The 25555-nt window shown below is 61.9% G+C and carries 22 protein-coding genes and 2 tRNA genes; 15 read left to right on the top strand and 9 right to left on the bottom strand.

Annotated features, from left to right (window positions below; genetic code table 11):
• Nucleotides 1–49: 49 nt before the first annotated feature.
• Nucleotides 50–1027, bottom strand: coding sequence for a TRAP transporter substrate-binding protein (locus P2G67_RS15330; RefSeq protein ID WP_275824134.1), 978 nt, complete (start codon nt 1025–1027; stop codon nt 50–52).
• A gap of 526 nt (nt 1028–1553) precedes the next feature.
• On the opposite strand from P2G67_RS15330, the gene P2G67_RS16470 reads away from it, so the two are divergent.
• Nucleotides 1554–2141 carry a cold-shock protein gene (locus P2G67_RS16470; RefSeq protein WP_437124264.1) on the top strand — a complete coding sequence of 196 codons (588 nt, stop codon included), beginning with the start codon at nt 1554–1556 and terminating at the stop codon, nt 2139–2141.
• A 145-nt stretch (nt 2142–2286) separates the two neighbouring features.
• Here the strand turns inward: P2G67_RS16470 and P2G67_RS15315 are convergent, their stop codons facing one another.
• From P2G67_RS15315 to P2G67_RS15300, 4 genes are all read right to left on the bottom strand, one after another.
• Nucleotides 2287–3132, bottom strand: a complete 846-nt coding sequence (locus P2G67_RS15315) for a metallophosphoesterase family protein (protein WP_275824133.1) — start codon at nt 3130–3132, stop codon at nt 2287–2289.
• Between the two features lie 180 nt (nt 3133–3312).
• Nucleotides 3313–3810: a CarD family transcriptional regulator gene (locus tag P2G67_RS15310; protein ID WP_275824131.1), complete on the bottom strand. Its 498-nt coding sequence runs from the start codon at nt 3808–3810 to the stop codon at nt 3313–3315.
• 431 nt (nt 3811–4241) lie between these two features.
• Nucleotides 4242–4580, bottom strand: coding sequence for a ferredoxin FdxA (gene fdxA / locus P2G67_RS15305; protein WP_275824130.1), 339 nt, complete (start codon nt 4578–4580; stop codon nt 4242–4244).
• Between the two features lie 112 nt (nt 4581–4692).
• Nucleotides 4693–5943, bottom strand: a complete 1251-nt coding sequence (locus tag P2G67_RS15300; protein WP_275824129.1) for a gamma-glutamyltransferase — start codon at nt 5941–5943, stop codon at nt 4693–4695.
• A gap of 73 nt (nt 5944–6016) precedes the next feature.
• On the opposite strand from P2G67_RS15300, the gene P2G67_RS15295 reads away from it, so the two are divergent.
• From P2G67_RS15295 to P2G67_RS15265, 7 genes are all read left to right on the top strand, one after another.
• Nucleotides 6017–7390: a M48 family metalloprotease gene (locus P2G67_RS15295; RefSeq protein WP_275824128.1), complete on the top strand. Its 1374-nt coding sequence runs from the start codon at nt 6017–6019 to the stop codon at nt 7388–7390.
• Nucleotides 7391–7494: 104 nt separating this feature from the next.
• Nucleotides 7495–8265: a DsbA family protein gene (locus P2G67_RS15290; protein WP_275824127.1), complete on the top strand. Its 771-nt coding sequence runs from the start codon at nt 7495–7497 to the stop codon at nt 8263–8265.
• Between the two features lie 146 nt (nt 8266–8411).
• Complete coding sequence (locus P2G67_RS15285) at nt 8412–9623, top strand: N-acetylmuramoyl-L-alanine amidase (protein WP_275824126.1); 1212 nt, start codon at nt 8412–8414, stop codon at nt 9621–9623.
• 128 nt (nt 9624–9751) lie between these two features.
• A tRNA-Met gene (locus P2G67_RS15280) sits at nt 9752–9828 on the top strand.
• Nucleotides 9829–10281: 453 nt separating this feature from the next.
• Entirely contained in the window at nt 10282–10974 is a 693-nt protein-coding gene (locus tag P2G67_RS15275; protein ID WP_275824125.1) for a hypothetical protein, read from the top strand.
• A 208-nt stretch (nt 10975–11182) separates the two neighbouring features.
• Nucleotides 11183–11273 (top strand) — tRNA-Ser (locus P2G67_RS15270).
• 357 nt (nt 11274–11630) lie between these two features.
• A protein-coding gene (locus P2G67_RS15265) for an IS3 family transposase (RefSeq protein ID WP_437124263.1) occupies nt 11631–12859 on the top strand; the annotation gives its coding sequence in 2 pieces (ribosomal slippage) (nt 11631–11898 and nt 11898–12859; 1230 coding nt in all).
• Between the two features lie 77 nt (nt 12860–12936).
• Here the strand turns inward: P2G67_RS15265 and P2G67_RS15260 are convergent.
• Entirely contained in the window at nt 12937–13983 is a 1047-nt protein-coding gene (locus P2G67_RS15260; RefSeq protein ID WP_275824124.1) for a LysR family transcriptional regulator, read from the bottom strand.
• A gap of 107 nt (nt 13984–14090) precedes the next feature.
• Here P2G67_RS15260 and P2G67_RS15255 point away from each other — a divergent pair, with 107 nt between their 5' ends.
• The 7 genes from P2G67_RS15255 (at nt 14091) to P2G67_RS15225 (ending at nt 22767) form a co-directional block, all read left to right on the top strand.
• On the top strand, nt 14091–14990 hold the full coding sequence (locus P2G67_RS15255; protein ID WP_275824123.1) for an HpcH/HpaI aldolase/citrate lyase family protein: 900 nt from the start codon (nt 14091–14093) through the stop codon (nt 14988–14990).
• Nucleotides 14990–16210 carry a CaiB/BaiF CoA transferase family protein gene (locus P2G67_RS15250; RefSeq protein WP_275824122.1) on the top strand — a complete coding sequence of 407 codons (1221 nt, stop codon included), beginning with the start codon at nt 14990–14992 and terminating at the stop codon, nt 16208–16210. Before P2G67_RS15255 ends, P2G67_RS15250 begins: the two co-directional genes overlap by 1 nt.
• A gap of 42 nt (nt 16211–16252) precedes the next feature.
• Nucleotides 16253–17833 (top strand): ABC transporter substrate-binding protein, encoded by a 1581-nt coding sequence (locus P2G67_RS15245; protein WP_275824121.1) that lies wholly within the window; start codon nt 16253–16255, stop codon nt 17831–17833.
• A gap of 75 nt (nt 17834–17908) precedes the next feature.
• Nucleotides 17909–19978, top strand: a complete 2070-nt coding sequence (locus tag P2G67_RS15240; RefSeq protein ID WP_275824120.1) for an ABC transporter ATP-binding protein — start codon at nt 17909–17911, stop codon at nt 19976–19978.
• Between the two features lie 4 nt (nt 19979–19982).
• Nucleotides 19983–20936 (top strand): ABC transporter permease, encoded by a 954-nt coding sequence (locus tag P2G67_RS15235; protein ID WP_275824119.1) that lies wholly within the window; start codon nt 19983–19985, stop codon nt 20934–20936.
• 8 nt (nt 20937–20944) lie between these two features.
• Nucleotides 20945–21847: an ABC transporter permease gene (locus P2G67_RS15230; protein WP_275824118.1), complete on the top strand. Its 903-nt coding sequence runs from the start codon at nt 20945–20947 to the stop codon at nt 21845–21847.
• Nucleotides 21848–21876: 29 nt separating this feature from the next.
• Entirely contained in the window at nt 21877–22767 is an 891-nt protein-coding gene (locus P2G67_RS15225) for an HpcH/HpaI aldolase/citrate lyase family protein (RefSeq protein ID WP_275824117.1), read from the top strand.
• Nucleotides 22768–23055: 288 nt separating this feature from the next.
• Here the strand turns inward: P2G67_RS15225 and P2G67_RS15220 are convergent, their stop codons facing one another.
• From P2G67_RS15220 to P2G67_RS15210, 3 genes are all read right to left on the bottom strand, one after another.
• Nucleotides 23056–24597 (bottom strand): FAD-dependent oxidoreductase, encoded by a 1542-nt coding sequence (locus P2G67_RS15220; protein WP_275824116.1) that lies wholly within the window; start codon nt 24595–24597, stop codon nt 23056–23058.
• A 215-nt stretch (nt 24598–24812) separates the two neighbouring features.
• A complete protein-coding gene (locus P2G67_RS15215; RefSeq protein WP_275824115.1) occupies nt 24813–25211 on the bottom strand; it encodes a hypothetical protein in 399 nt (132 codons plus the stop codon).
• Nucleotides 25212–25213: 2 nt separating this feature from the next.
• A complete protein-coding gene (locus P2G67_RS15210; RefSeq protein WP_275824114.1) occupies nt 25214–25432 on the bottom strand; it encodes a hypothetical protein in 219 nt (72 codons plus the stop codon).
• Between the last annotated feature and the right edge of the window lie 123 nt (nt 25433–25555).

Genomic DNA, 25555 nt, shown 5'->3' with positions numbered 1-25555 from the left:
CGGTCGGCTGCTCCTTGCCGACCGGCCCTTCAAACAGCAACGCGGCCAGTTACTCGGCAGACGCTTGGATGCGCTCCACCCAGTCGGCCAGTTCCGGGAACTCGGCCGGCATGTCTCCCAGACGGGCCTGGAAGGCGCTGCGGTCCACCTCGATGAACTCCATGCCGCGCTCCTGGAGCGCTTCCTTCAGGGCCTGCTCGTCGTCAGCCATGCGATCGCTGAACTCCAGCATCACCCGGTCGCCTTCCTCCTGCAGCACCTGCTGCACATCCTCGGGCAGCTGCTCGAAGCGGTCGCCGTTGAAGATGAAAGTCATGGCACCAATGACGTGCGCGGTCTCGACCACATAGTCCTGCACCTCATCGAACTTCTGGCTTTCAACAATCTCCAGCGGGTTCTCCTGGCCATCGACCACACCTTGCTGCATCGAGGTGAAGAGCTCGTCCACACCCATGGGCACGGGGCTGGCGCCCAGCATCTCCCAGGTCATGCGGTACATGCGAAGCGGCGGCACCCGCAGCTTCACGCCCTCGAGATCCTCGACCGAGCGCACCTCGACGCTGGAGGTCATGTGGCGCGCGCCGCGATAGCCTGCGCCGATGATCTTGAAGCCGGTCTTTTCGCGGATCTCGCCATAAAGCTCGCGGCCCAGATCGCCGAAATAGGTTTCTTTGAAGTGGTCGAGATCGCGCACGAGGTAGGGATAGGCCTCAATGCCCGCGATGGTGTCATAGCGGTCGAGCGTGCCGACACTCTGCAGCACGATGTCGTTGGTGCCGATCAGAAGACCTTCGATCGCCTGCGGCCAGTCGCCCGTCATGCCGCTGTGGTCGATGTCGATGGTGATGGCGCCTTCGCTGCGCTCCTCCACCGCCTGCTTGTAGGCTTCCGCCGCATCGTACCAGATGTTGCCGGGGGTATAGATGTGAGCCATGCGCAGCGTGACGTCCTGCGCCTGCGCCGCGGTGATGGAAAGGCCCGCAACCGCAAAGGCTGCGGCCGCGACCGCTTTGAGCTTTGTCGTCATTCGAGAGGTCTCCTCCTGGTCGTCCTTGAGCCGCCGCCCGCGAAAAGCCGGCGCCGAAAGGCTTGGGAGCGGAACGCTATCCCATCAGATGGAACTTGGATAGCGCGAATTCGGAACGAACGTGCCGCCGGCGCCAGGATTACGCAAGAGAGTGGTTGCGTGGCGCCGCTCTCCGGCAATTTCCTGTCCACCAGCACCCGCGCAAAGCGCTCCCTCCAACCCTCTGCACATAGGGGAGTAGGACCATCCGCAGGGCCGAACCTCTGCACGCAGAAGGAGGAACAGTGACCACCACGGGGGTGCTCGAATCGTGATGATTTGAATGAAGGGATCGGTTATACTGCACCCCGTCGCGCAGCCGTGCATGAAGCTCGTTAATCCGTGGTTACACTCACAAAAGTTGGTTTCCTCAACCGTCCGGCGGAGTTGTCTCTCCTCCAGGCGAACGATTCTGGCATGGCGGTGGACGCGGCGTCTGTCTGGGGCGCCGCAGACTTACCTACCCTCCAGGAGTACCCATTCAGTCATGAATAACGCTTTCGGGTCGGGCGATACCCGCGCCGACGTGCGCGCGGTCGTCAAGTGGTTCAACACCGCCAAAGGCTTCGGGTTCGTCCAGCCGAACGACGGCTCGCCGGACGCCTTCCTGCATGTCTCAGTATTGCAGGCAATCGGCCGCAATGAGCTTGCGGAGGGAGCCGAAGTCATCTGCTCCGTGCAACCGGGCCGCAAGGGAATGCAGGTGGCCGAGATCACCAGCATCGAGCATGAGCCTGAAGGTCGGCCGGCCCCCCGCGGTCGCGACGAGGGCTACGGTGGCGGCTATGGCGGCGGCTTCGGCGGTGGCTATGGTGGCGGCAACTCCGGCGGTCACGGCGGTTATGGCCGCGGCGATCAGGGTGGCGGCCAGGAGATCGAGGGGACGGTCAAGTTCTTCAATGCCGACAAGGGCTTCGGCTTCATCGTGCCCGACGACGGCAGCAAGGACGTCTTCGTCTCCGCCCGCGTTCTGGAACGCGCGCGCGTTCCGATGCTCGAGCCGGATCAGCGAGTTCGGGTGACGACGCGCATGGGCCAGAAGGGCCCAATGGCCGAAAACATCGAACTGGCCTGACGCGCCCGCGCATCAGTAAGGCCGGGGGAGCGAGGAGGGATCCACTCCCCCGGCTGATGCGTCCTATGTGACCGCTGGTGTGCAGGCTGCAGCGGAGCGTTGGGGTTGTGTTTCCGGGCCGGATCGCGATCTTTCTTGAGCGCGCTTACGCTTCGAGGGCTTCCTCGATGGTGCCGTCTGGCAGAACGCAGGCGGCGAGGAGCGTTCCGCCGAAGCCGCAGCCGGCATCCAGCGTCGCTGTGAAATCGCCGATTTCGACACCGGGATGACGTGGGTCGAAGCCGCGCACCACCCGATGATAGCTGCCATACGGCTCGCTCATGCGCGCAAAGGCGGCGCTGCTCCACCAGAAGCTGTCACGCTGGGTTTCCAGGGGACGGCTGGGGTCCAAACCGGCATTGACGAAAAGCAGCGCGCCATCGTCGGTCAAGGCGGCGCGGCGGATCTCGCCCATGAAGGCGTAATGCCCGGGCGCCGCCTGGATGCGTTGGCGCAGCGCCTGGGTCCAGCGCGTCACGCCGACCGCCCCGCTGGAGGCCGCGCGGCGCGCCTCCTCCATGTCAAAGCCGTAAGCGGCAAGAGTCTCAGCAACGCCCTGCTGCAGCATCCATTCCAGCACGCCGGGCGGGTCGGTGGCGAACTGGAGTTGCAACAGCTTCTGCCACATCTCCTCTTGCGCCCCGCGCAGGAAGACCACTTGCGGCGCCTCTTCCGGCTGCAGCGTCATGAAGGCGCGGCGGAAACTCAGCAGTTCGTCGATGGTGGCGCAGGAGTCCGGCCCCCGGCCAATGGCGTTACCCAAATAGACCAAACGGTCACCGGGCCGCAAACGATCCCAGAGCCCCGCATGCAACGCCTCGAGGCGCCCGACTTCGCCATGGATCGACGCGACGGCCCACACCCGCTGATAATCGTCGGTCAGGGTCGCAAAGATCTGGGAAGCCGCCATGTTCGCCGCTGCATCCTGCTGCTTGCCGATAAGGGGATCCACGGCCGGCACACACCGACACGCATCCCGGCCCCGGATCTCACCACAAGGGGCGGAGTCGGAGTCGGACCAGCTTAGACCGGATCGCCTTCAATCTGAACCACAAGGTTTCCGATCAAGGGTGATCCGGGCTTCAACAGCCAGAGAATTAGCGTGAGCCGGACCGGCTTCACGCGACCTGCCTTACGCGGCCTTGAGCAGCTGCTCCAGCTTCTCCGCTGCAGCAGCCTCGTCGATCTGCTCCATCGCCGCGAATTCGCGCACCAGACGCTCCAGCGCAGCCTGATACATCTGTCGTTCGCTGTAGGACTGCTCCGGCTGATCATCCGCGCGATGCAGGTCGCGCACGACCTCGGCGATCGATACGGGATCGCCGGAGTTGATCTTGGCCTCGTACTCCTGCGCTCGCCGGCTCCACATGGTCCGCTTGGCGCGGCTGCGCCCCTTCAAGGTGGTCAGGGCCGAATCCATGATCTTGCGCGAGGAAAGGCGCCGCAGTCCGGAATTCTGGGCCTTTTCCACCGGCACCCGCAGGATCATGCGATCCTTCTCGAACTTGATGACGATCAGGTCGACTTCCTGCCCGCCGACCGCCTGATTCTCGATTCCCATTACCCGCCCGACGCCGTGCGTCGGGTAGACGACGAAATCCCCCTCGGTAAACTCCAGCTTCTTCGCCATCTTTCGCCTTCTGCTCCAATGTCGGGTCGGTGCTGCCGGCGGCCGCCGCTCGGCCGTCAAAACACCCGCTTGCCGGACGGGACTCACAGGGCTACAAGGGTCGCGTCACTGGATATCCGGCCAACTCTGCAGGCTGTCTGTCCTCGACACTGGGGACAAAGCCCGTACCGAGCGTTTCGCTCTGCAGCGTGTATGTTGCCGGTGATTTCACTGCCTGTGGTACAGGGAGTTCAGCGACCCTCGACGTCTCTCGTCCGACGGCCGGACACACCGACCACCGCAATGCAACAAAGCATACTACGAGCGGCCGGAGAAAACAACGACTCCCGCTGACACACGCTCCCTGTCCGCCGGGCAAGCGGCGCGGCAATTCACGCGTTCAATCCGGAAGCTGGTCAGATTGACGCGACTCGGTCCAAAGACGTCTCGCCTCAGGAGCCCTTGCCGGGTTCCGGGCTGAAGTACTTGGCGTACTTGCCTTCGACGTCCTTGTACTCATCCGCGTCTGCCGGCGCCTCACCCTTGCGGTTGATGTTCGGCCAAGCATCGCTGTACTGCTTGTTCAACTCCAGCCAGTCGTCAGCGGCGGGGTCGCTGTCGGGCAGAATGGCTTCGGGCGGGCATTCCGGCTCGCACACGCCGCAGTCGATGCACTCATCGGGATGGATGACCAGCATGTTCTCCCCCTCGTAGAAACAGTCCACGGGGCAGACCTCGACGCAGTCCATGTACTTGCACTTGATGCAGGCTTCGGTGACGACGTAGGTCATCGCTGATCTCTCCGGATAAGGCGCAAGAAAGCGCTCTCGGTCATGGCGGTGAAGCGTGGCCTATCACCGCCCCGCGCGCCGTTCAACCCTGCAAAATATGGGGGATCGCCAATCAGTTCGCGATCTCCGCCAGGCCGTTGCCACGTGGATCGCTGGCGACACGACAGGAAATGCCGCTGCCGGCGGTCGCTCCGTTAGGGCAGCGGAAGGCCTGGACCCGCGCCTCGTCCGCGGCACCGCTGCGTGGCGCGGCGACCGCCCCGTCCACCGTCTCCCCCAGGTCGGCCAAACGGTCCAGCACCTCGGCCAGGGCCGCTGGCGCATCGAAGCCGCTGGCTGCGGCACCATAGCGCACCCGGATGATGTTCTTGTTGGCGATCAGGCCCGTGGCCATGGAGCCGGCATAGGCCCCGGCGGGGGCCGGATCCACCTGCATGACGGCGGTGTCGCCCAGTTCCCGGCCGCTGCCGAAGAGTCCGTTCTGCGTGAAAGCGCAGGCCACCGCATAACCGAAGCGATCAGCGACCACGAAGCCCGCCGCGGGCACAGCGGACTGACGCGTAGCAGAGGTGCCTTGCCCCTGATGCAGCGCCGCCGTGCGCGGCCCCACGGCCTCTTCCGCCGGCAGCAGCAAAACATCGTTACCTACCGGCACTTCACGCGCCGGCGCCACCTGCGGCAAGGAGTCGCGCAACTTCGCCGGCGTCAGGGCCTGGCCCTGTGCCTGCGCGGCCGCCACCAGACGCTCGGAATAGGATCCGCCGGTCATATAGGCCACGCCGCGGCTGCGCAGGCCGCTGAGCACGCCGGCCAACTCCGGCACCGTGGCCCGGTCGCCGACCTCCAGGGGCCGGCCATCGCGGAAGAAGCGCGCCACCACACTGGACTGCTGCGCCACTGCCGGATCGACGGTCTCGAGATCCTGGCGCAGGGCACGGCTGACTGGATTGCCCTGCCGCGCCAGATTCTCCGCCGGCGAAACCAGCAGCTCCCAGCGCAGCGAGCCGAAGCGCGCATGCAACAGGGCTAGGCCGCGGGCCATCATCGGCGCCACCGCGCCCTCGGCATCGGCCTCTGGCAGGAAGGCGATCGAGGTTCCCTCCAGATCAGGGCCGTCATAGACGACGCAGACTCCGCCACCGCCCAGACCCACGCGCGAGGGGTAGGAGGCGGTCATGGCAAAGCCCATGGCCACCGCGGCATCCGCAGCCGTGCCATTGCGGCCCAGCACGTCTCGTCCGATCACCGCCGCGCGGGGTTCGTCGGCCGCGACCAGGCCGGCGAAGCCTTCAACAACAGCCACCGAGCCGGGAGTCGGTTCTCCGCTGCACGCCCCCAGCAAGAGTGCGCCAGCAAGCGCCATAATTCCGCCACGGCGCTTGCGTTGAGTTCGGCTGTCTGGAACCTTAGCCTTCTGGCCAGGGAAGGATTTAGCGTTGCAGCTGCGTCGTACCATTCTCGCCATCGCCCTGTTGTTTGTGACAGCCTTCGGAGCCGTCGTGCCCCCGCGTGCCCAGGCTCAGGGCGTAACATTGATCCGCGATGCAGAGATCGAACACACCATTCGCAGCTACGCAACCCCGGTCCTGCAGGCAGCGGGACTGAGCCCACAGGCGATAGACATCTACATCATACAGGATCGCAGCCTCAACGCCTTCGTCATTCCTGGCAACCGCATGTTCCTGCACACCGGCCTGCTGATGCGCGCCGAGGACCCCCTGGAACTGATCGGAGTCATCGCCCACGAAGCCGGTCACATCGCCGGCGGTCACATCGCCGGACGGGGTGAAGAACTGCGCAATGCCTCCATCAAAGCGATCGCCTCCCTGCTGCTCGGCCTGGGCGCGGCGGCGGCCAGCGGTGACGGACGGGCCGCAGGCGCAGTCATGGGCATGGGCCAGGATGCCGCCCTGCGCGGCCTGCTCGCCTACACCCGCGGCCAGGAGCAGGCCGCAGACCAGGCCGCCATCACCTACCTGCGCCGCGCCGGCCTCAGCCCCGAAGGCCTGCGCGACTTCATGAGCCTGCTGGAAGGCCAGGAGGTGCTGCTGTCCTCCAACCAAGACCCCTACCTGCGCACCCACCCGCTGAGCCGCGAGCGCGTGAGCTTTCTGGACGAAGCGGTGCGCAACTCCCCCTACCAGGGAGAGGAGGTGCCGGCGGAGCTGCGCGAAAAGCACGAGCGCATGCGGGCCAAGCTGGTGGGCTTTATCGAGCCGCCTCAGGTCGTTTCTCGCCGCTACCCCGAGAGCGACCAGTCGCTGCCGGCCCGCTATGCCCGCACCATCGCCGCCCACCGCGCCGCACGCATGGACGAAGCGCTGCAGCAGATCGATGCGCTGCTCGCGGACCATCCGCAGGATCCCTATTTCCACGAGCTGCGCGGCCAGATCCTGCTGGAGAACGGCCGGGCCGCCGAAGCCGTGCCCGCCTACCAGCAGGCCGTGAGCCTGCAGCCAGACGCCGCGCAGATGCGTCTGCGTCTTGCCCAGGCCCAGGTGGAGCTGAACCAGTCGGAGAGCAACCGGGCAGCGCTGAGCAACCTCGAGCAGGTTCTGGCGCGCGAGCCGGACAATCCCAGCGCCTGGCGGCTCAAGGCCATCGCCCAGGGCCGCCAGGGCGAGACCGGTCTGGCAGCGCTTTCCCTGGCGGAGATGCACTTTGCCGAGGACAATTGGCACGAGGCGCGAGGCCAAGCTGAGCGCGCCCAGCGCATGCTGCCCGAGGGCACCTCCGCCTGGCTGCGGGCCAGCGATCTGGCCGAGGTTGCGGAGCGCGAGGAAGAGCGCGCTGAGCGTGAGCGCCGGTGAACCGCAGGGAGGCCTTTCCATTGACCTCGGCGGCGCCGGCTTGCAGAACCACGCAAGACACACACCCGATGTCGACAGTTTCAGAGCATGAGGAATCCTGCCCCGTGACCTTCCCCCGACGCCTTTTTGCTGGCCTGTTGCTGGCGGCCGCCGCGCTGATGCTCACGCCGCTGGGCACGCAATTGGCCACGCAGCCAGCTCACGCGCAGATGAGTGGGACCGAGCGCCAGGCGGTGGAAGAGGTGGTGCGGGACTACCTGCTGGAAAATCCCGAGATCATCATGGAAGCGCTGGGCGTGCTGGAGCGGCGCAGCCAGGAGCGGCAGGAGAGCCGGCAACGCGAAGGCCTCTCGGAGCATCGGGTGGCGCTGGAGGAGGATCCCGCCGCCCCGGTCCTGGGCAATCCCGAAGGCGACGTCACCCTGGTGGAGTTCTTCGACTACCAGTGCGGCTACTGCAAGCAGGTGAGCGAGCCACTGCAGACCCTGCTGCGCGAGGATCCGAACCTTCGCCTGGTGATGAAGGAGTTTCCCATCCTGGGGCCCGCCTCCCTGGTGGCCGCGCGCGCCGCCCTGGCTGCCCAACGGCAGGGCGGTTACGAGGAACTGCACTGGGCCCTGATGGCCCACCGCGGCCAGTTGACCGAAGATCAAATCCTGGACATCGCCGAGGACACCGGCCTCGACATTGCCCGGCTGCGCCAGGACATGAACGATCCGACGATCACCGAGCAGCTGCGCAGCAACCATGCCCTGGCCGAAGCCCTGGAGATCCGTGGCACCCCGGCCTTCATCGTCGGCGACCGCCTGCTGCCGGGCGCAGTCGGGCTCGACAGCCTGCGCCAGTTGATCGCCGAGGCACGCGCCGAGAGCTGACGCGCGCCGGCGCCCCGCATCGACGCGCCCTTGCATCAACCGTCTCTGGAGATTTTGGCCGCATCCGGCTTTTCATTGCAGTGAGGCCGGGGACGCGCTATCGTCGCAAACTGGACTGTTTATCAGGGCGATAGGGGGTATTCTTGATGCCCTGTCGAAAGCAGGGATACCGGACGCTGCATCTGTTGCTGGCGCTGCTGCTGCTCCTCGGACTGGGGAGCCAGGCAGCGGCGCGGCCGTCGGTGCTTGATGCGCGGATCGGCACCCACCCGGACATGACGCGAGTGGTGCTGGAACTCAGCGAGCGCTCCTCCTGGCGCGTCTTCGCGCTGCCGGATCCCTACCGTGTGGTCATCGACCTGCAGGAGATCACCTGGAACGACCCGCCGGGAGAGATCGCCGGCGGCTACGTCTCGGCCCTGCGCTATGGCCTCTTCACGCCCGGCACCAGCCGCGTGGTGCTCGATCTCGACCGACCGGCGGGCGTGCGACGGGTGCTGGAACTGCCGCCGCAGTCCGGACGCAGTCACCGGCTGGTGGTGGACCTGGAACCCGTGCCGGCCAACGCTTTCCAGAGCGCGGAGGTCGGCCGTCTGCGCGAATCGGCCCAGCCGCTGGCGCCCATCGACATCGCCCTGCCCGGTGTCCCCTCGCCACCGCGCGACCATCGCCCGACCATCGTCATCGATGCCGGCCATGGCGGCATCGACCCGGGCGCCATCGGCGTTTCCGGCACCAAGGAAAAGGACCTGGTCCTGAGCTACGCCCGCAGCCTGCGCGACGCGCTTACCGCCACCGGGCGCTATCGCGTGGTGATGACCCGCGACGACGACCGCTTCATCCCGCTGCGCCAGCGCTTCGCCATTGCCGAAAAGTCGCGCGGCGATCTCTTCATCTCCTTCCACGCCAACACCCACCCCTCGGGCGACATCCGTGGCGCCTCGGTCTACACCCTGTCGGAAGAGGCCTCCGACGCCGAAGCCGCCGCGCTCGCGGCGAAGGAGAACCGCGCCGATGCCGTGGGCGGCCTCAACCTGGCCTCCCGGCCGGCCGAGGTGGGGCAGATCCTGCTGGGCCTTGCGCAGCGCGACACCATGAACCTCTCCAAGACCTACGCGGCCATGCTGGTCGGTTCCCTGGGCCAGCGGGTGGAGCTGCTGCGCAACACCCACCGCTTCGCCGGCTTCGCGGTGCTGAAATCCCCCACCGTGCCCTCCGTGCTGCTGGAGATCGGCTACATCTCCAACCCCCAGGAGGAACGCCGCCTGCGCGACCCCGGGCATCGGCAGCGTTTCACGGAGGGTGTCGTGGATGCGATCCGCCGTCACTTCGAGGTGCAGCAGGCCTGGAACCGCTGAACGGAGGCCTGGGCCGCTTGAGCCCAGGCTGGCGCCGCGCCCCGCCGCACACCACATTTTGCCGTCCGCGGCGCCGCAGCACGCTTGACAGGAACCACCCCCGCTTCCTATTAGAAGGCGCCCTCCGGGGCGGGGTAGCTCAGCTGGTTAGAGCAGCGGAATCATAATCCGCGTGTCGGGGGTTCAAGTCCCTCCCCCGCTACCAACAGAAAAGCCCGCTAGGTCAATGGCCTGGCGGGCTTTTGCTTTGTGGGCTGCACGGGCCCCACGGCGGACGAGATCCGCCCAAGCTTCACCCTTCACATCGCCGCACCACGCGTGCCGTCCCCTTAACGGGCGCTTTCACCGGCATGCAGCAGCGGCCGCAGCACGCCCGACGCCGGCGCACCGCCGGCAGCGTCAGAGGAATCCGGCGAAACGGGCGTACGCGCCACACCAACCACAAACGAAACCCAGGAACCGAGCGGCTCGCTGGACCCGGAGCAGGGCTCCTGGTTCGAGCCGACGGACGACGCAGCGGAAGGGGAGCAGGCCGAGGAGACACCGGCGCTGTCACCCGAAAGCGGCGTCGAGCGCCCGGTCGATGTCCGCCTGCTGCAGTAGCCGCCGGCCAGGACAGCGACCGCGATAACAACACGCCAGAGAGAGGAAATGTCTCATGCGCACAGGATTATGGTCAGTCTCCCTATCCGCCCTGCTGCTCGCCGGCACCGTCGGCGTCGCCCAGGCCGAGATCGATATCAGCGTACCTGAGCTCGGAGGTCTCGACATCTCCATCCCCGATCCATGGGTCAACGTTGCCATCAACACGGCGCGCATCGACGGGAGCATCAACATCAGTGCCGACGACGGCGGCCGCATCGGCAACATCGGCTCGCACCGCAAGGGCCTGGGCTCCCTGGAGACCCTGGCAGCCGGCGCGGTGAACAACGTCACGATCGAAACCGGGGCCCACAGCGAGACCGTTGAGTTCAAGGGAGCCCTCCGCCATGAGCAGGCTGCGGGCTTCATTGGCGTTGATGCTTCGATGGGCCATGTGGAGGTGGACCGGTTCCGCGACACGGACGTGCACGTGGATTGGGCCAGCCTCAGAGGTGCGGCCGGCTTCTACGGCAGCAGCACCGGCCTTGCCGTCAGCTACGAATCGACGCTGACCACGGTGCCCAGCGCCATCATCGTGAACGCTGCCTACAACAACAGCTTCATCGACGGCAGTGTGAACATTGATGCCGACAGCTGGGGCCGTTCGCGCGGTGGCTCGATTGGCAACATCGGCAGCATCTCCACCACGGCAATCGGCGCGCAGAACGTCGCCACCATCTCCCTGGGTGTGGAGAGCATCGGCAACTGACGGCGCTTGGCGCCCGCACAACAAGCGGGCAAAAAGCTAAACAGCGGGCGGTTCCATTTGGGCCGCCCGTTCGCTTTTGTCGGCGCAGTACGCTCGCTACACATTTCTCGCCCCGGGCCACGCCCGGCGCTTGCAGCCAGGGGGCGCTTTCGCTAACGTCCGCGCCATCGTCGACCCGGGCCCCGCGGGCCCCTTTGCCTACACCTGCGGAGAGGTGCCGGAGCGGTCGAACGGGGCGGTCTCGAAAACCGTTGTAGGGTAACCCCCTACCGAGGGTTCGAATCCCTCCCTCTCCGCCATTATCTTGTAGCGAACCCGAGATGAGGCTCCTGTTAGGGGCCTTTTTTCTGTTTGTTTCAAAGGCGTTTAGCCGAGACGCCCGAACCTCAGAGGCTGACGCCGGGTCCAATTTCCGTCTCTGAACGGCCCTCCGTCTCAAACCGAGCGAACCTCGTCCGGCCCGGTTCGGCTTCGCGAAAGCCAACGTTTTCAACCAGCTCCGTCCACCGGATCGAGACTCCTTCTGCAGCCGATCTCCCGGCTGACGTCGTCGCCCTGAGAACGCGAAGTAGGCGTTCCTGTGAAGTGGACCCCGGATTTAGGACCGCTTGACTAATTGGATTCGGTGCCGCTCCGTCGCAGCAAAGGAGCGGAGAATGACGAAGCGGACGCGACGGAAGATTGATGCGACGGTGAAGGCGAAGGTTGCGCTGGAGGCGTTGCGTGAGCAGGCGACGGTGGCTGATCTGGCCCAGCGCTATCAGATTCATCCCAACCAGATTTATGCTTGGAAGAAGCAGCTACAGGACCAGGCGGCCCGGGCTTTCGAAAGCGGCCGCGGCAACGCTGCGGCTGAGCGCGACCGGGAGGTCGAGCGCTTGCACGCCAAGATCGGCGAACTGCTTGTGGAGCGGGATTTTTTAGCCAGGAGGTCCGGAAGATGAGCCCCCCGGACCGCCGCAAGCTCGTTGACTGCCGACATGACGGCCTGTCGGTGCGCCGGCAATGTGCGCTGCTCGGGGTGGCCCGCTCCAGCGTCTATCGACCGCCGCCCGCGACTGATGACAACGACCTCGCCCTGATGCGGCGGCTCGATGAGTTGTTCACCGCCTGGCCGTTCTTCGGCTCGCGGCGGATGACGGTGATGCTGCGGGCGGAGGGCCATGTCATCAATCGCAAGCGGGTACAGCGGCTGATGCGCAAGATGGGCATTGCCGCTTTGGGGCCGAAGCCCTGCACGAGCAGGCCCGCACCGGGACACAAGGTCTTCCCCTACCTGCTGCGCGCGATGACCATCGAGCGTCCGAACCAGGTGTGGTGCTCGGATATCACGTTCATTCCGATCGGGCGGAGCTTTCTCTATCTGGTGGCGATCATGGACTGGGCAAGCCGGGCAGTGCTGTCGTGGCGGCTGTCGAACACCATGGACAGCTCGTTCTGCGTGGAGGCGCTGGAGGAGGCCCTGGGGCGTTTCGGGCGGCCCGCGATCTTCAATACCGACCAGGGCAGCCAGTTCACCAGCACCGCCTTCACCGGCGTACTGACGGCTGCCGGAGTGCGCATCTCCATGGATGGCCGTGGCCGGTGGATGGACAACGTCTTTATTGAGCGCCTGTGGCGTTCGCTCAAGCATGAGGACGTCTATCTGAAGGGCTATGCCGATGGTGGCGAGGCGCGTGCCGGGATCGGTTCGTGGATCAGCTTTTATAACCAGACACGCCCACACCAGGTGCTGGGCAACCGGACCCCGATGGCGGTGTGGCGCGATAGGCATCTCCGGGCGGAAATCGACAGCACAGTTGTGGACATGACGCTGCGCTTGGACAACGCTTGCGCGTTGCCCACATGCCCACAACCGTATCAGCAGCAGGGTTTCGCAACTTGATTGGTTTTTAGGAGTGCGGAGCGGCCGAGAATCCAATTAACAAGCCCGCAGAGATGGTCCTGGCCAAGGGGTCCACTTTACTTGTCAATCATGCTGGCACTCATCCAGCCGCCCGAATCTATTAGACCAGCCGCTACTCGCTCGATTAGCTTCAATGCGCCAGTGACGTCAGGCGAATCGTCGCGCCGTGCCCAGCACAGCGATATCACGCGAGACATAAGGTAGCGATCGCGGAAACTCGCGGCGCGCAGGCGCTTCGAGGCAACCTCCCTGTGTATCCATCCTGCAGGCAGGATAGAGTAGCCTAACCCGGCGTCTAGACAGTTCAGAATCATGCTGAATACATCAATCTCTCGGACATTCTGAAGGTTTGCGCCGGCTTGCTTAAGTTTCTGCTCTATTAAGATACGTAGGTGCAGGGATGGCGTAGGTAGGATAATGGGGGCATGTTGCAGCTGGTTAAGTTCAATCGGCCTTCCGATGCCCAAACGCAGGTCCGCCGCATGTCGATTAAATGGCGCGACGAGAAATATTTCCTCACTTACCAGATCCTTATATTCAAGCTCGGGGAACCGGTCCGTGGTCGAGATCAGTGCTAGGTCAAGCTTACCGGCAGCGACCAGTCCCACTAGTTCCGGAGTATGCTTTTCCGTCATTTCCAAGGAGATGTTCGGAGTCTGTTCAACCGCCGCTTCGAGCAGAGGGGCGGCCATAACTGCTCCGACACTATAAGGCAGGCCGAGTCGGACGACCGTCTGCAGTTCCTCCTCGCGCTTCAAGTCGAGGTAGGCTACTTCCAGCTGGCTGAATAGTGTCTTGCAGTGCACGTATAGCCGCGATCCCGCTGCCGTCGGCTTAACGCCGCGCGGCGAGCGCTTGAGCAGCGTCAGGTCCAGGTCGGACTCCAAAGAGCGGACGGCCTTTGTCAAGGCTGGCTGTGCAACGCGTAGCGCGACGGCGGCGCTACTGAGGCTGCCGGCATCTACAATCTGCATGAAATAATGCAACCGACGGAAGTCGAGTCGCCGTTGCAAGCGGCTGAGATCGCTCGAAATGACGGGCAAGCTCATGTTCAAGATATATCCCGAAAAATGGGCATTCCAGTTGGTTATGAGGAGCAGCATAAACGGTATTTCCTCTCTAGGGAAACGATCCTCTACCTTTTGGCCAAATGAGAAGAGTAGCGGTCGCCTCGTTAGGCTGCAGCGATTTAGCGCGGGAGGTTCGGACAATGAGTATCAACCAGCTATGCCAGTTCCCTTGGCGCTCGATGCTGTATGTGCCCGCGAACGTCAGACGCTTCGTTGAAAAGGCGCACTTGCGTGGCGCGGACGCGATTGTGCTTGATTTGGAGGATAGCGTCGCCGACGGGGACAAGCAGGAGGCACGTAGACTTATTGCGGAAGCCGCCCAGAGTTGCCGTCGGGGCGGCGACGTGATCATCCGCGTCAACCGTCCGCTCGATCTGGTTGTCCGCGACATCGAGGCTGTCGTTTTGCCGGACGTTGCCGCGCTAATGCTTCCCAAAATCGATAGCGCCAGCCACGTGCGTCTGCTCGCCGAGCTGGTCGAGGCGGTCGAGCTCCACCGCGACATGCCCGTCGGGCATACCCGACTTATACCCATGGTCGAGACTGCGGCGGCTTTCTCGCGGATCTTCGGGATAGCGGCAGCACATCCGAGGAACATTGGCCTGAGCTTGGGTGGCGAGGATTTTGCCTTGTCGACGGGTGCCGATCCCCTTCCAGAAGTTTTTGAGTATCCAAAGCAGCATGCGGCGATAGCAGCGCGCGCCGCGGGCATCGCGCCGGTCGGCACCATGGGTACCGTTGCGGATTATCAGAACTTGGAAACTGTGCGCTCGATCATCGCAAAGTCGGTGCGCTTCGGTTTCGAGGGAGGCGCCTGCATCCATCCCAGCATCGTGCCGCTGCTGAACGAGGGGTTCAGTCCGGCTCCGGAGGCGGTTGCGCAGGCCAAAAGGCTCTTGGCCGCCTACCGGGAGGCCGCCGTTGCTGGCCGCGGTTCAGCATACTTTGAGGGAAAGATGATAGATGCGCCAATCGCCGAACGCGCGGAACGATTAATCGAGCGCGCGCGGCGCTTCCAGAGAGCACAAGGAGTCGAATAATGGTAGCAGAAGTACGGTCCCTGTCAGATGAGGAGGGAGCGCAGCAGACTGCAGGCACCCTCACCGGCGTAAAGGTTCTCGACCTGAGCAGCTATCTGGCCGGACCCTACGGCTGCACGTTGCTGGCCGACTTTGGCGCTGATGTCATAAAGATCGAGTCGCCACAGGGCGATATGATGCGCAACTATCCTTCGACGCTTGAAGGCGAGAGCCGGGCATTCCTCGGAACCAACCGTAACAAACGTGGAATCGTCCTGGATCTGAAGAATCCCGATGGACTAGAAGCATTCTACAAGATGGTTTCATGCACTGACATCGTTGTGCACAATTTCAGACCTTCCGTTCCACCACGTCTCGGCATTGAATACGACAAATTAAAAACAATAAAAGATGACATTATTTACTGCTCCGTTACCGGATTTGGCGAGACAGGCCCAATGAAGAACAACGGCGGCTTTGACCAAGTACTGCAAAGCATGACGGGAATATGTACATTTCAACCGGATTTAGATGGCAGCCCACAGCTTGTTTTAGGGTCGATCGTCGACTACTACACCTCTGCGCTTTTAGCTTACTCGGTCACTTCTGCCCTGTATCATCGCGAACGTACAGGCCAAGGGCAGTATGTTAGCTGTTCACTTCTGCGGACTGCTCTGACGATGCAGGCTGGTCGTTTTGTCTGGGCGCAGGGTGAGGGACGAGAGGTGCATCGCGATCTTCGTTCTGGCCGTGTCACCGGCATCCACCCGACTAAGGAAGGCCGCCTGTACATTTCCGCTCATTCTACTCATTTTTGGACTGCGCTGTGCGAATTGCTCGGCCTGGACGAGCTTGGGGCGGACGCGCGCTACGACACCATGAAAAAACGGGCGGTGCTGGCGGATGAGTTGCTACCGGCGCTCCACGAAGCACTAAAGGCGCATACTGCGGAAGAATGGGAAAAGATTTTCTCGGGCCGTGTCCCCTGCTCGGTCGTCCGCCCGATCGAAGACATGTTCGATCACCCCCAGGTGCTCGCTGAGAATCTGGTCACGACACTCGAAAACAAGGACGTCGGCGCCTACCGCACAATGACCAAGCCGGTCAAGTTTGATAGGGCGCCCGGCCCCGCCCCGTTCGGTGCGCCAGCCGTTGGCCAGCACAGTGATGAAATCTTGAGCGAGCACGGCTTTTCAAAGGTTGCTATCAGTCAACTTCGCGCGAAAGGAGCTGTGCTCTAAACATAGAAGTAATCCAATAATTCGTAACAAGTGGAGGAAACAATGAGATCAGGATTATTAAGCGCAGTATCGCTAATTTTTGGGCTTGCGGCATTGTCCCCGACCGCCGCGACTGCCTCCGAGCCCCAAGCGGGCGGCACATTAACTTATGCGGTGCTCGGAGAACCCTCAACGTATGACTGCCACGCGGCCGTTTCCTTTCAAGAGTTACACTACCTTGCACCGCATTATTCGCTCCTCTTACGCTTCAATTCCGAGAATTATCCCGAGCTGGAGGGCGACCTCGCGGAGAACTGGGAAGTTTCAGATGACGGACTGGTCTACACCTTCCACATCCGTAAAGGCGTTACGTTCCACGATGGCACCCCACTCACTGCGGCCGACATCAAGTCGACTTATGACCGCATACGAAATCCGCCGGAAGGCGTAGTCTCAGTTCGTCAGGCGCTTTACGACGACATCGAAACCATAGAGACACCAGACAACCACACTGTGGTTATGACGTTATCTCAGCCCAACGCTGGCATGCTCTCAAATTTTGCCAGTCCCTGGAACTGCGTGTACGCAGCAGCGAAGCTGGAGGACGATCAGCGTTTTCCGGTGGAGAACATCCTTGGAACCGGCCCCTTCCGCTTCGTCGAACACGCCTCAGGAGCACACTGGGAAGGCAGCCGCTTTGACGAATACTATCATCCAGATATGCCCTACCTCGACGGGTTTCGAGGGATTGTCATGACAAATAGCGCTCTGGTGAACGCGCTCTCTGGTAATCAAGTGCAAGCAGAGTTTCGTGGACTGGCACCCGCCGACGCTGAACGGGTCAAAGAGGCACGAGGCGACGAAGTCGAGTTCATCGAGGGCGGCTGGTTGGCATTCTTCTTCATAACGTTCAACACCGAAGAGCCGCCGTTTGACGATGTCCGGGTGCGCCAGGCGCTGACCATGGCCATTGACCGCTGGGGCGGGATCGAGCCCATGTCGCGCATAACGTTCCTGCAACATGTAGGCGGTCTGACGCGACCGGGCTCGGCCATGTCCCTCAGTGATGAGGAGCTAGAATCGTTACCTGGCTTTGCGCGGGACATGGAGGCTGCGCGCGAGGAGGCGAAGCGACTTCTGCAGGAAGCTGGCATTGAGAACCTCTCCTTCACCCTCACCAACCGCTCCACGCCTCCGTTCGTGCCGCTCGGCCTCTTTCTAATCGACCAATGGAGACAAATCGGGGTGAGCGTTGAGCACAGACAGTTGGACACAGCGCAGTGGGCGACATCCCGTCTGTCGGGTGCGTTTGAGGTACTGATTGATTCGGCCGGGGAATGGAATGACGACCCGTCGGTTCAGCTCAACCGCTTCCTCTCGCATGACAAATTTCCGGCGAACACGTCACGCGCCATCGACCGCAAGGTCGATGAACTCTACGAGAAGCAGAAGCGCGAGGTTGACCCTGAGCGTCGGGCTGAACTCGTGAACGAACTGGAGAGCCATTTGCTCACAGAGGCATACTCCTCCCCTGGCTTCTGGGGTGGTCGCAACGTCGCATTGGCGAGCGAGGTCAAAGGATGGAATGCCCTCCCGAGCCACATGGTAAACCAAGACCTGCGTTCTGTTTGGCTCGACAAGTAGATTTCAAAACATGGGCGGCGCGCGCTGACATCTGCGCGTGCCGCCCAATTATGCAAAAGCGCACAGGCACCCGCGATGACTATTGACTCCCAGAACCTCTATCGAGCGGAAACAGGCCCGCTTGTGGAGCAATCCGAGCCGCTTCTCAGCGTAGAGAATCTCAACGTCGAGTTCGTGACATCGCGCGGGACCCTTCGTGCGGTGGAGGGAGTGAGCTACAAGGTCTGGCCCGGCGAGATTGTGGCCTTGGTGGGTGAGAGTGGCTGCGGAAAATCAGTATCGTCGCTCGCGATCATGGGCTTGCTCCCGAAACCCGCCGGCCGAGTTACGGCTGGACGCATACTGTTCGAGGGTCAAAATCTACTGGATTTAAGTGATGCGCAGATGCGTGAGCATCGCGGGCGCGATGTCTCGATGATTTTTCAAGAGCCCATGACTTCACTCAACCCGGTGTTAACCATCGGTGTCCAGATCATGGAGCCTCTACTCACACACTTGAACATGACAGTTCAGGAGGCGCGCGGCAGAGCTCTCGAATTGCTCCGTCTCGTCGGCATTACTGATCCTGAGCGCCGTCTCAATCAGTATCCACATCAGTTTTCTGGCGGTATGCGCCAGCGCGTCATGATTGCCATTGGCCTTAGCTGCAACCCAAAACTCATCATCGCCGACGAGCCAACCACAGCGCTAGACGTCACAATACAGGCGCAGATCCTGGAGCTTATGCGGGATCTGTCGCGGCAGCTGAACATCGCTCTAATAATCATTACGCACAATCTAGGAATTGTCGCCCGTTATGCTGACCGGGTGAACGTGATGTATGCAGGCCGGCAGATCGAGCAGGCCCGCGCCGGTGCGTTATTCGGCCGGCCGCTTCACCCCTACACCCTGTCGCTTCTGAGTTCAGTACCCCGCCTCGACCAAAGGCGCGATCACAAACTCGCGACTATCGAGGGATCGCCGCCCAACCTACTTGATCCGCCGCTCGGATGTCGCTTCGCACCTCGCTGCCCGTTCCGCATTCAGCAGTGTAACGAGGAGCCGCCACTGGTCGAAGTTGAGCCTGGGTGTCGCTCAGCTTGTTGGCGCTCGCGCGAGTTGTTGCGTGGCGATCTAGCACTGAAACCTCAGCCCGCCATACCAGACCATGACGCAGCGGAAGAGGTTGATGTTGCTCCTCACATTGTCGTGCGCAATCTGCACAAGCATTTCAAGGTTTCGAGTGGCGGCTTCTTGCGCTCGGCGACCTCTCTGGTGAGAGCCGTGGACGGCGTTTCCTTTGAGATCGGTCCCGGAGAGACGCTAGGGTTAGTCGGCGAGTCTGGTTGCGGAAAATCGACTGTAGGTCGGATACTCCTGGGTCTTGAGGAGCCGACGGAAGGTGACATTCTTTTCAATGGCGCTCCCCTGCCTCTTGGATCTCGACGGAGTGCGCGCGATGCCCGCCGGGCGATCCAAGTCATCTTTCAAGACCCCTACGCCTCGCTCAACCCGCGGATGACCATAGGCCAGATCATCGCCGAGCCGTTACTCGTGTACCGGTTAGAGCCGAACCGTGCGGCAGCTGCCGCACGCGTGACTGAACTACTCCGCCACGTCGGCCTATTCGACTACATGTCGGAACGCTACCCACACGAGCTTTCGGGCGGGCAACGCCAACGCGCGGGCATTGCACGCGCGTTGGCCATGCAGCCTGACGTCATCGTGTGTGATGAGCCCGTATCGGCGCTAGATGTCTCTATACAGGGCCAGATCATAAACTTGCTGGAAGACCTCCAGCAGCGGTTGGGCCTCACTTACCTCTTCGTTGCCCACGATCTAGCTGTGGTCAGGCATATCTCCACCCGCGTTGCGGTCATGTATCTCGGACGTATTGTAGAAGTCGCCAAGCGAGACGAACTCTACGCCAACCCCCAGCACCCTTACACCCGAGCGCTGCTCGACGCCGCACCGATCCCTGATCCTGCTATCGAAAAATCCCGGAAGCCACGAGCACTAACCGGCGAGTTACCTTCGCCGCTGAATCAGGTCCCTGGCTGCGTTTTCCATACGCGGTGCCCATTGGCGAGCGCCGCATGCCGTGAGGTCGTTCCGGAACTGCGCGAGTTGTCTCCCGGGCACCGCGCGGCCTGCATCAAGGTTTAATTCTATGGTTACCTATCTGCTTAAGCGCCTGCTCTTGATGATTCCCACACTACTTGGGGTCGCGCTACTCGTCTTCTTTATGTTGCGTGTGCTGCCGGGCGACATCGTCGAGATCAAGTTGAGCGCTGATGGCGCTGTGGTAAGTCAGCAAGCGTTGGAGGCGGAGCGCGCGCGGTTGGGCCTCGACAAGCCACTGGCGGCCCAACTCGGCGATTGGCTTGTGGGGCTTACCACTGGTGATCTCGGACGTTCAATGTGGACGAACAGGCCGGTTTACGACGAGATCGCTACACGTTTGCCGCTGACCTTTCAGGTTGCACTTATGGCGACGGTGATCGCCGTCTTTGTAGCATTGCCAATGGGCACGCTCTCTGCGCTGTATAGGGGAAGTTGGCTTGACTACACATTACGCATTGTCACTATGGCTGGTTTAGCCGTGCCGTCGTTCTGGCTTGGCATGCTTGTAATCATGATGCTTTTGCTTTGGTTCGACTGGCTGCCGCCGCTCGGCTACAAGCCATTCTGGGAAGACCCGATAGCCAACATATCGCTTCTCATCTGGCCAGCGCTGGTGATCGGCATTCGCTACTCCGCTGTTGTCGCGCGAATGATGCGCTCCTCCATCATCGAAGTCATGCAGGAGGACTATATCCGCACCGCCCGCGCTAAGGGCCTCTTCGAGAGGGTGGTGGTTGCGCGCCATGCGATGCGAAATGCGATGTTGCCAACTATAACCGTCGTCGGGCTAGAGTTCGCGTTTCTACTCGGGGGGCTGGTGGTGACTGAGCAGGTTTTCAATCTTAATGGTATTGGCCGTCTGTTTGTGCAAGCCGCAGCCAACAATGATTTTACTTTAATCCAGGGAATTGTAATGCTTATCGCACTAATATTTGTGATGATCAACTTACTGATCGACGTATTATATGCATTACTCGATCCGCGCATCAGGTTTCAGTGAGGGGACTTATGGCAGACATCTCTTCGCCCACCACGAAGGTGGTGGACGCGCCGAGGCGCCAGCGCGGGCAGATCATGCTGTTCGTTACCACACAGCCTATGGGATCCGCTGGGCTAATAGTGATCATGATAATGATGATTGCAGGCATCTTTGCTGAGTCGGTGGCTCCCCACGACCCTGTCACGATGAACTACATGGCTATGCTCGCGCCACCCACGCTGGAGCACCCATTCGGAACCGATGCCTACGGCAGGGACGTCCTGAGCCGCATAATCTATGGTGCTCGGACCGCGCTGGTTATCGGACTGGTGTCCTCGTTTCTGGGCTCGAGCGTCGGCGCGCTCATCGGCGTAGCCTCCGCATATTTCGGCGGGAAAACCGACATGGCTATCCAACGACTAATCGACATACTTCTTTCGTTTCCCATTATTATTCTTGCGATGGTCATGGTTGCGATACTAGGGCGCAACCTCTGGCTCGGAATAGACATCAACCTCGTCTTGGCGATCGCTATTCCGATCATACCCAAAGTGGCGCGCGTGACTAGGTCCGCCGCGCTATCTATCCGCGAGCTGCCGTACATTGACGCTGCGCGTACCGCAGGCTTTTCTCATGCTAGAATTGTCTTGAGACACATGTTGCCGAATGTAATGGCGCCGTATCTTATTCTGCTAACCGCGTTTATCGCCCAAGCGATCTTACTTGAGGCTTCTCTATCTTTCCTTGGTCTCGGTGTAACGGAGCCGACACCAGCCTGGGGCCTTATGCTCTCCGGCAACAATGCCGATTTCTACCGAGAGGCTCCATGGCTGGTTCTCTTTCCCGGACTAGCGATCAGCCTGGCCGTGTTCGCGTTCAATCTCTTCGGCGATAGCCTTCGTGACTTCCTCGACCCTAAGTTCAAAGCCTAGACGGCTGCCACGCGATAAGGGAATCAGTTATGAATAGACCTCTCCGGAGTTTCCTGTTTTCCCCGGCCAACCACCCGCGCCGGGTAGAAAAGGTGTTTATGCTCGGCGCCGATGCGGCCATCCTCGACCTTGAGGACGCGGTAGCTGTCACGGAGAAGCCCAAGGCGCGTACTATGGCCGTAACGGCCTTGCAGCGCTCCAGGCCCTGCCTCGCCTACGTGCGCGTGAACGCGATTGATACCGAATTCTGCTACGATGATCTTGTTAATATAGTCGGCCCGGGCTTGGACGGCATTGTACTCCCAAAAGTTGAGTCTGCTGATGGGTTGCTGACCGTCGACTGGCTTATCAGCCAGCTCGAGCGGCGGGCAAGCATGCCAATAGGCTGCATCGACATTATCCCCATCGTAGAGACGGGGAAAGGTCTCATGGCAGTTGAGGAGATAGCGCGGGCCGGCAGCCGCCGGGTCCGACGCATAGCATTTGGCGCAGGCGATTTTACGTTCGACATGAATCTGACCTGGAGCGCCAATGAGCGAGAACTGGAGTATGCACGTAGTCGCCTCGTTGCTACGTCCCGCGCAGCCGGCCTTGAGCCGCCGCTCGATTCGGTCTGGGTTGATTTACAGGACCAGGAAGGCCTTCGGCAGTCGGCCGAAATGGTCCTTCGGATGGGCTTCCAAGGAAAGATGGGTATTCACCCTTCGCAGATCGCCGTCATCAACGACGTGTTTTCGCCGAGCGCCGACGAGGTAGCATACGCTGAGCGCATCATCGCGGCTTTCGATGCTGCGGAGGCTGATGGATCCGCAGCGCTGCAAGTGGACGGCAAGTTTATTGACTATCCCATCGTTTACCGCGCGCGTCGCATACTTGAGCTAATGTCCGCCATCCGTAAGGATGACAATGCGCTCGTTTAAGAGTTTATGCGTCTAATCGGGCTCATTCCAGCAAAAGAAACTTCCCGCGCTTGGCCGGCTTGAAACGCTGCAGCCGCTGGGCGTTCGACGTGTAGCGGGAGACGCTCTGCTGTGGACGTTCTGCAGAGAGAAGGTTCGACCACAGCCCCCTTCCCTCCGCCATACCTTCTCTAAGTCCTTGGAATCATAGCGCTCTAAGCCACCGTTTTTGGTTTTCCGCGAGGGGTGCAGCGGACGATTGGCCAGCCATCGCCGCTGTCGATAGCAGCGCCATCCTCAGCAGCGACCTCATAGCTCGTCCGCTTCATCCTCGGTCAGCACCCGAGGCTCGAGCCGCGAGGTCGCTGGTCCTGCGATTACTGCACCATCCTCGTCGAAACGCGAGCCGTGACAGGGGCAATCCCATGTGCGGTCGATCGCGTTCCAATCAACCACGCAGCCCAAATGGGTGCAGATTGCGCTCAGAGCTTGCAGTTTCCCGGACGGTTCCCTTCGAACCGCCAGCAGTTCACTGCCTTGTTTGATTATACCTCCCTCTCCGGGAGGTATTGCGCTTAAGCGGTGCGTCTTGCGGCCGAAGAGACGGTCACCGGCCATGTGCAAACCCGCCTTGGTGTTCTCCTTCAGGAATCGCGCGCCGCCCGCCAAGGGTTTCAGGCGCGCGGCGTCGTAGAGCGGGGCTGCGGGATGGTCCGATCCCAGAATCGCGGCCGCGAGCACTTCACCGGCCAAGGCCCCTTGGGTGAGGCCCCAGGCATCAAATCCAGTCGCCACGTAGAGATTCGGCTCCTTGTCATCAACTCTTCCGACGAAGGCCATGCCATCCATCGGCCGAAAATCCTCGTTCGTCCAGAGATGGGAAGGTGTGTCGATGTTGAAATACCGCTGCAGAAACTGGCAGAGCTCCTCGGTTGCGTGCTGCTGCTCTGCCGGGACGCCCGGACGGTATTCCCTGCCGGCCGCAACAATAAAGCTCTGGCCGCCACGCTTTGCTGTACGGAAGGAGATGCTGGGGCTGCCGGCGCTCTTGAACATACCATCAACGGCAATGTCCTCTGAAAGAGGCGCAGCAGCGACTACGTGCGCGAAGGGATAAGCCTTCGCAAAGTAGTGCTTTTCGCTGACGATCGGCATGTGCGTGGTCACCACCACGCATCCAGCCCGAACCTCACAATCGTTCACCTCCAGCACGCAGGGACTGCCAGTTTCGATGTTTACCACGCGGCTATGCTCAAAGATGCGCAGATTACCGGCCAGAAGCCCGGCAAGGCCTTGGAGGTAGCCGAAGGGGTCGATCTGCGCCTGCTGCGGAAACTTCAGCCAGGCTTCGGCGGTGATCGGCGCGGAGGCCTGGCGCTCAATCGTGGCGTCGATGCCCGCCCTCCGGGCAGCTTCCAACTCGCGCTCGAGACCTTCCACCTCCTGCTCGCTCGTCGCGTAGATGAAGGCGTTTTGTCGTTCAAATTGAGCAGCGGAGCCGATTTGGCTGCACGCTTCAGCTATCAACTGCAAAGCCCCTTCGTTTTCTCGTGCGTAAAGCGCTGCCCGATCGACGCTGAGGTTGCGCTCCAGGCTTGCGTAACGAAGCCCATGCTGGGACGTGACCTTCGCAGTGGAGCGGCCGGTTGCTTGCCCGCCAATCTGCCGCGCCTCGAGCACCGCGACCCGCAGGCCAGCATTTCTAAGTGCCCAAGCGCAATGCAAACCGGCCATTCCCGCGCCGACAATGGCAACGTCCACGGATATGTTTTCTGACAAGACGGCGTGACTGCGGGACGCAGCACTATCGAACCAAAAGACATTGGATTTCTGTACTTGGGCCTGGTTCATCGTCCGTCTTGCTCCCGTTTTCAGATGACCGGCTCTCAGATGACCGGCGGCAAGCACATCGAATGCAGGGTCAGTGCCCGTGCCGCCTCTGGTCCTGGCTAGAACCCATCAGGCAGCCAGGCTCGTCAGGATTGAGGTGGCACAACCAAGACCGATCGATGCACTGACACCAGCTTCGAAAGCTTTGCACCATCGGCTACCGACGCCGCTCGACTTCACGCGCGACAAATCCGCCAGCGGCCAGCCCGGCTCCCATAGCAAAGAGTGCGACCGCCACATGCCGTGGTCAGGCGGTCAGGGTTGGCCAGAAGGCTGGCGGTGGCGGCGCCCTTGGGGCAGAGCGTTCCCTGATTGATCGGGCTGCGCGGATCGCCTTCCACATGCAGCACCTGGTTATCCTTAGCATATACGAGTTGTGCACAGCCGACGGCGCAGTAGGGGCAGATGCTCGTGCCAATGCGATCGGCCTCCTCCAGGCGCGGCCGCAAGCCCTTTGAGCCCTCGCTCTGAGCCGCTTCGGAGGCAGCGTCCTCACCGGCAAACTGGCGAGGCAGCGACCAGTTGCGCAAGAAATCCTCGAGGCGCTTCGGCAGCGTTCGGCCTTGGGAGGTCACGGCTAATGTTTCGCAACGTTATGTGCAATTCCAGCAATCAAGCCGGAACGCTGATGGAAATGCACAGTAACTGGCCCGCCCTCCTGCAGCAGCGCCACCAGATCTTGCGGTTCCAACGGGGCCTGCGGAGAGAGCAGAAAAAGCATCACTCGCCCCTGAGCACACACCAGACGAAAGCGCCCCTCCTGCACAAAAACGATCCGTCCCACGAGTTCAGGCATGAGCTGGGCACCTCTATTAACCTCACAGCGCTGGCCTGTTTATGATTCACTGGGCTGGTGGACGCGCGGGGAGGCAAGGGATGGCGAAAGCTCCGGGATTGTTTGACGTGGAGGAGCGGCTGC

This window comes from Aquibaculum arenosum (genome assembly GCF_029222965.1).
GTDB classification, from domain to species: Bacteria; Pseudomonadota; Alphaproteobacteria; order Kiloniellales; family DSM-21159; genus Aquibaculum; species Aquibaculum arenosum.
Note: the sequence above shows the minus strand (reverse complement) of the source record. Positions and strands in the feature narration are given on the sequence as shown.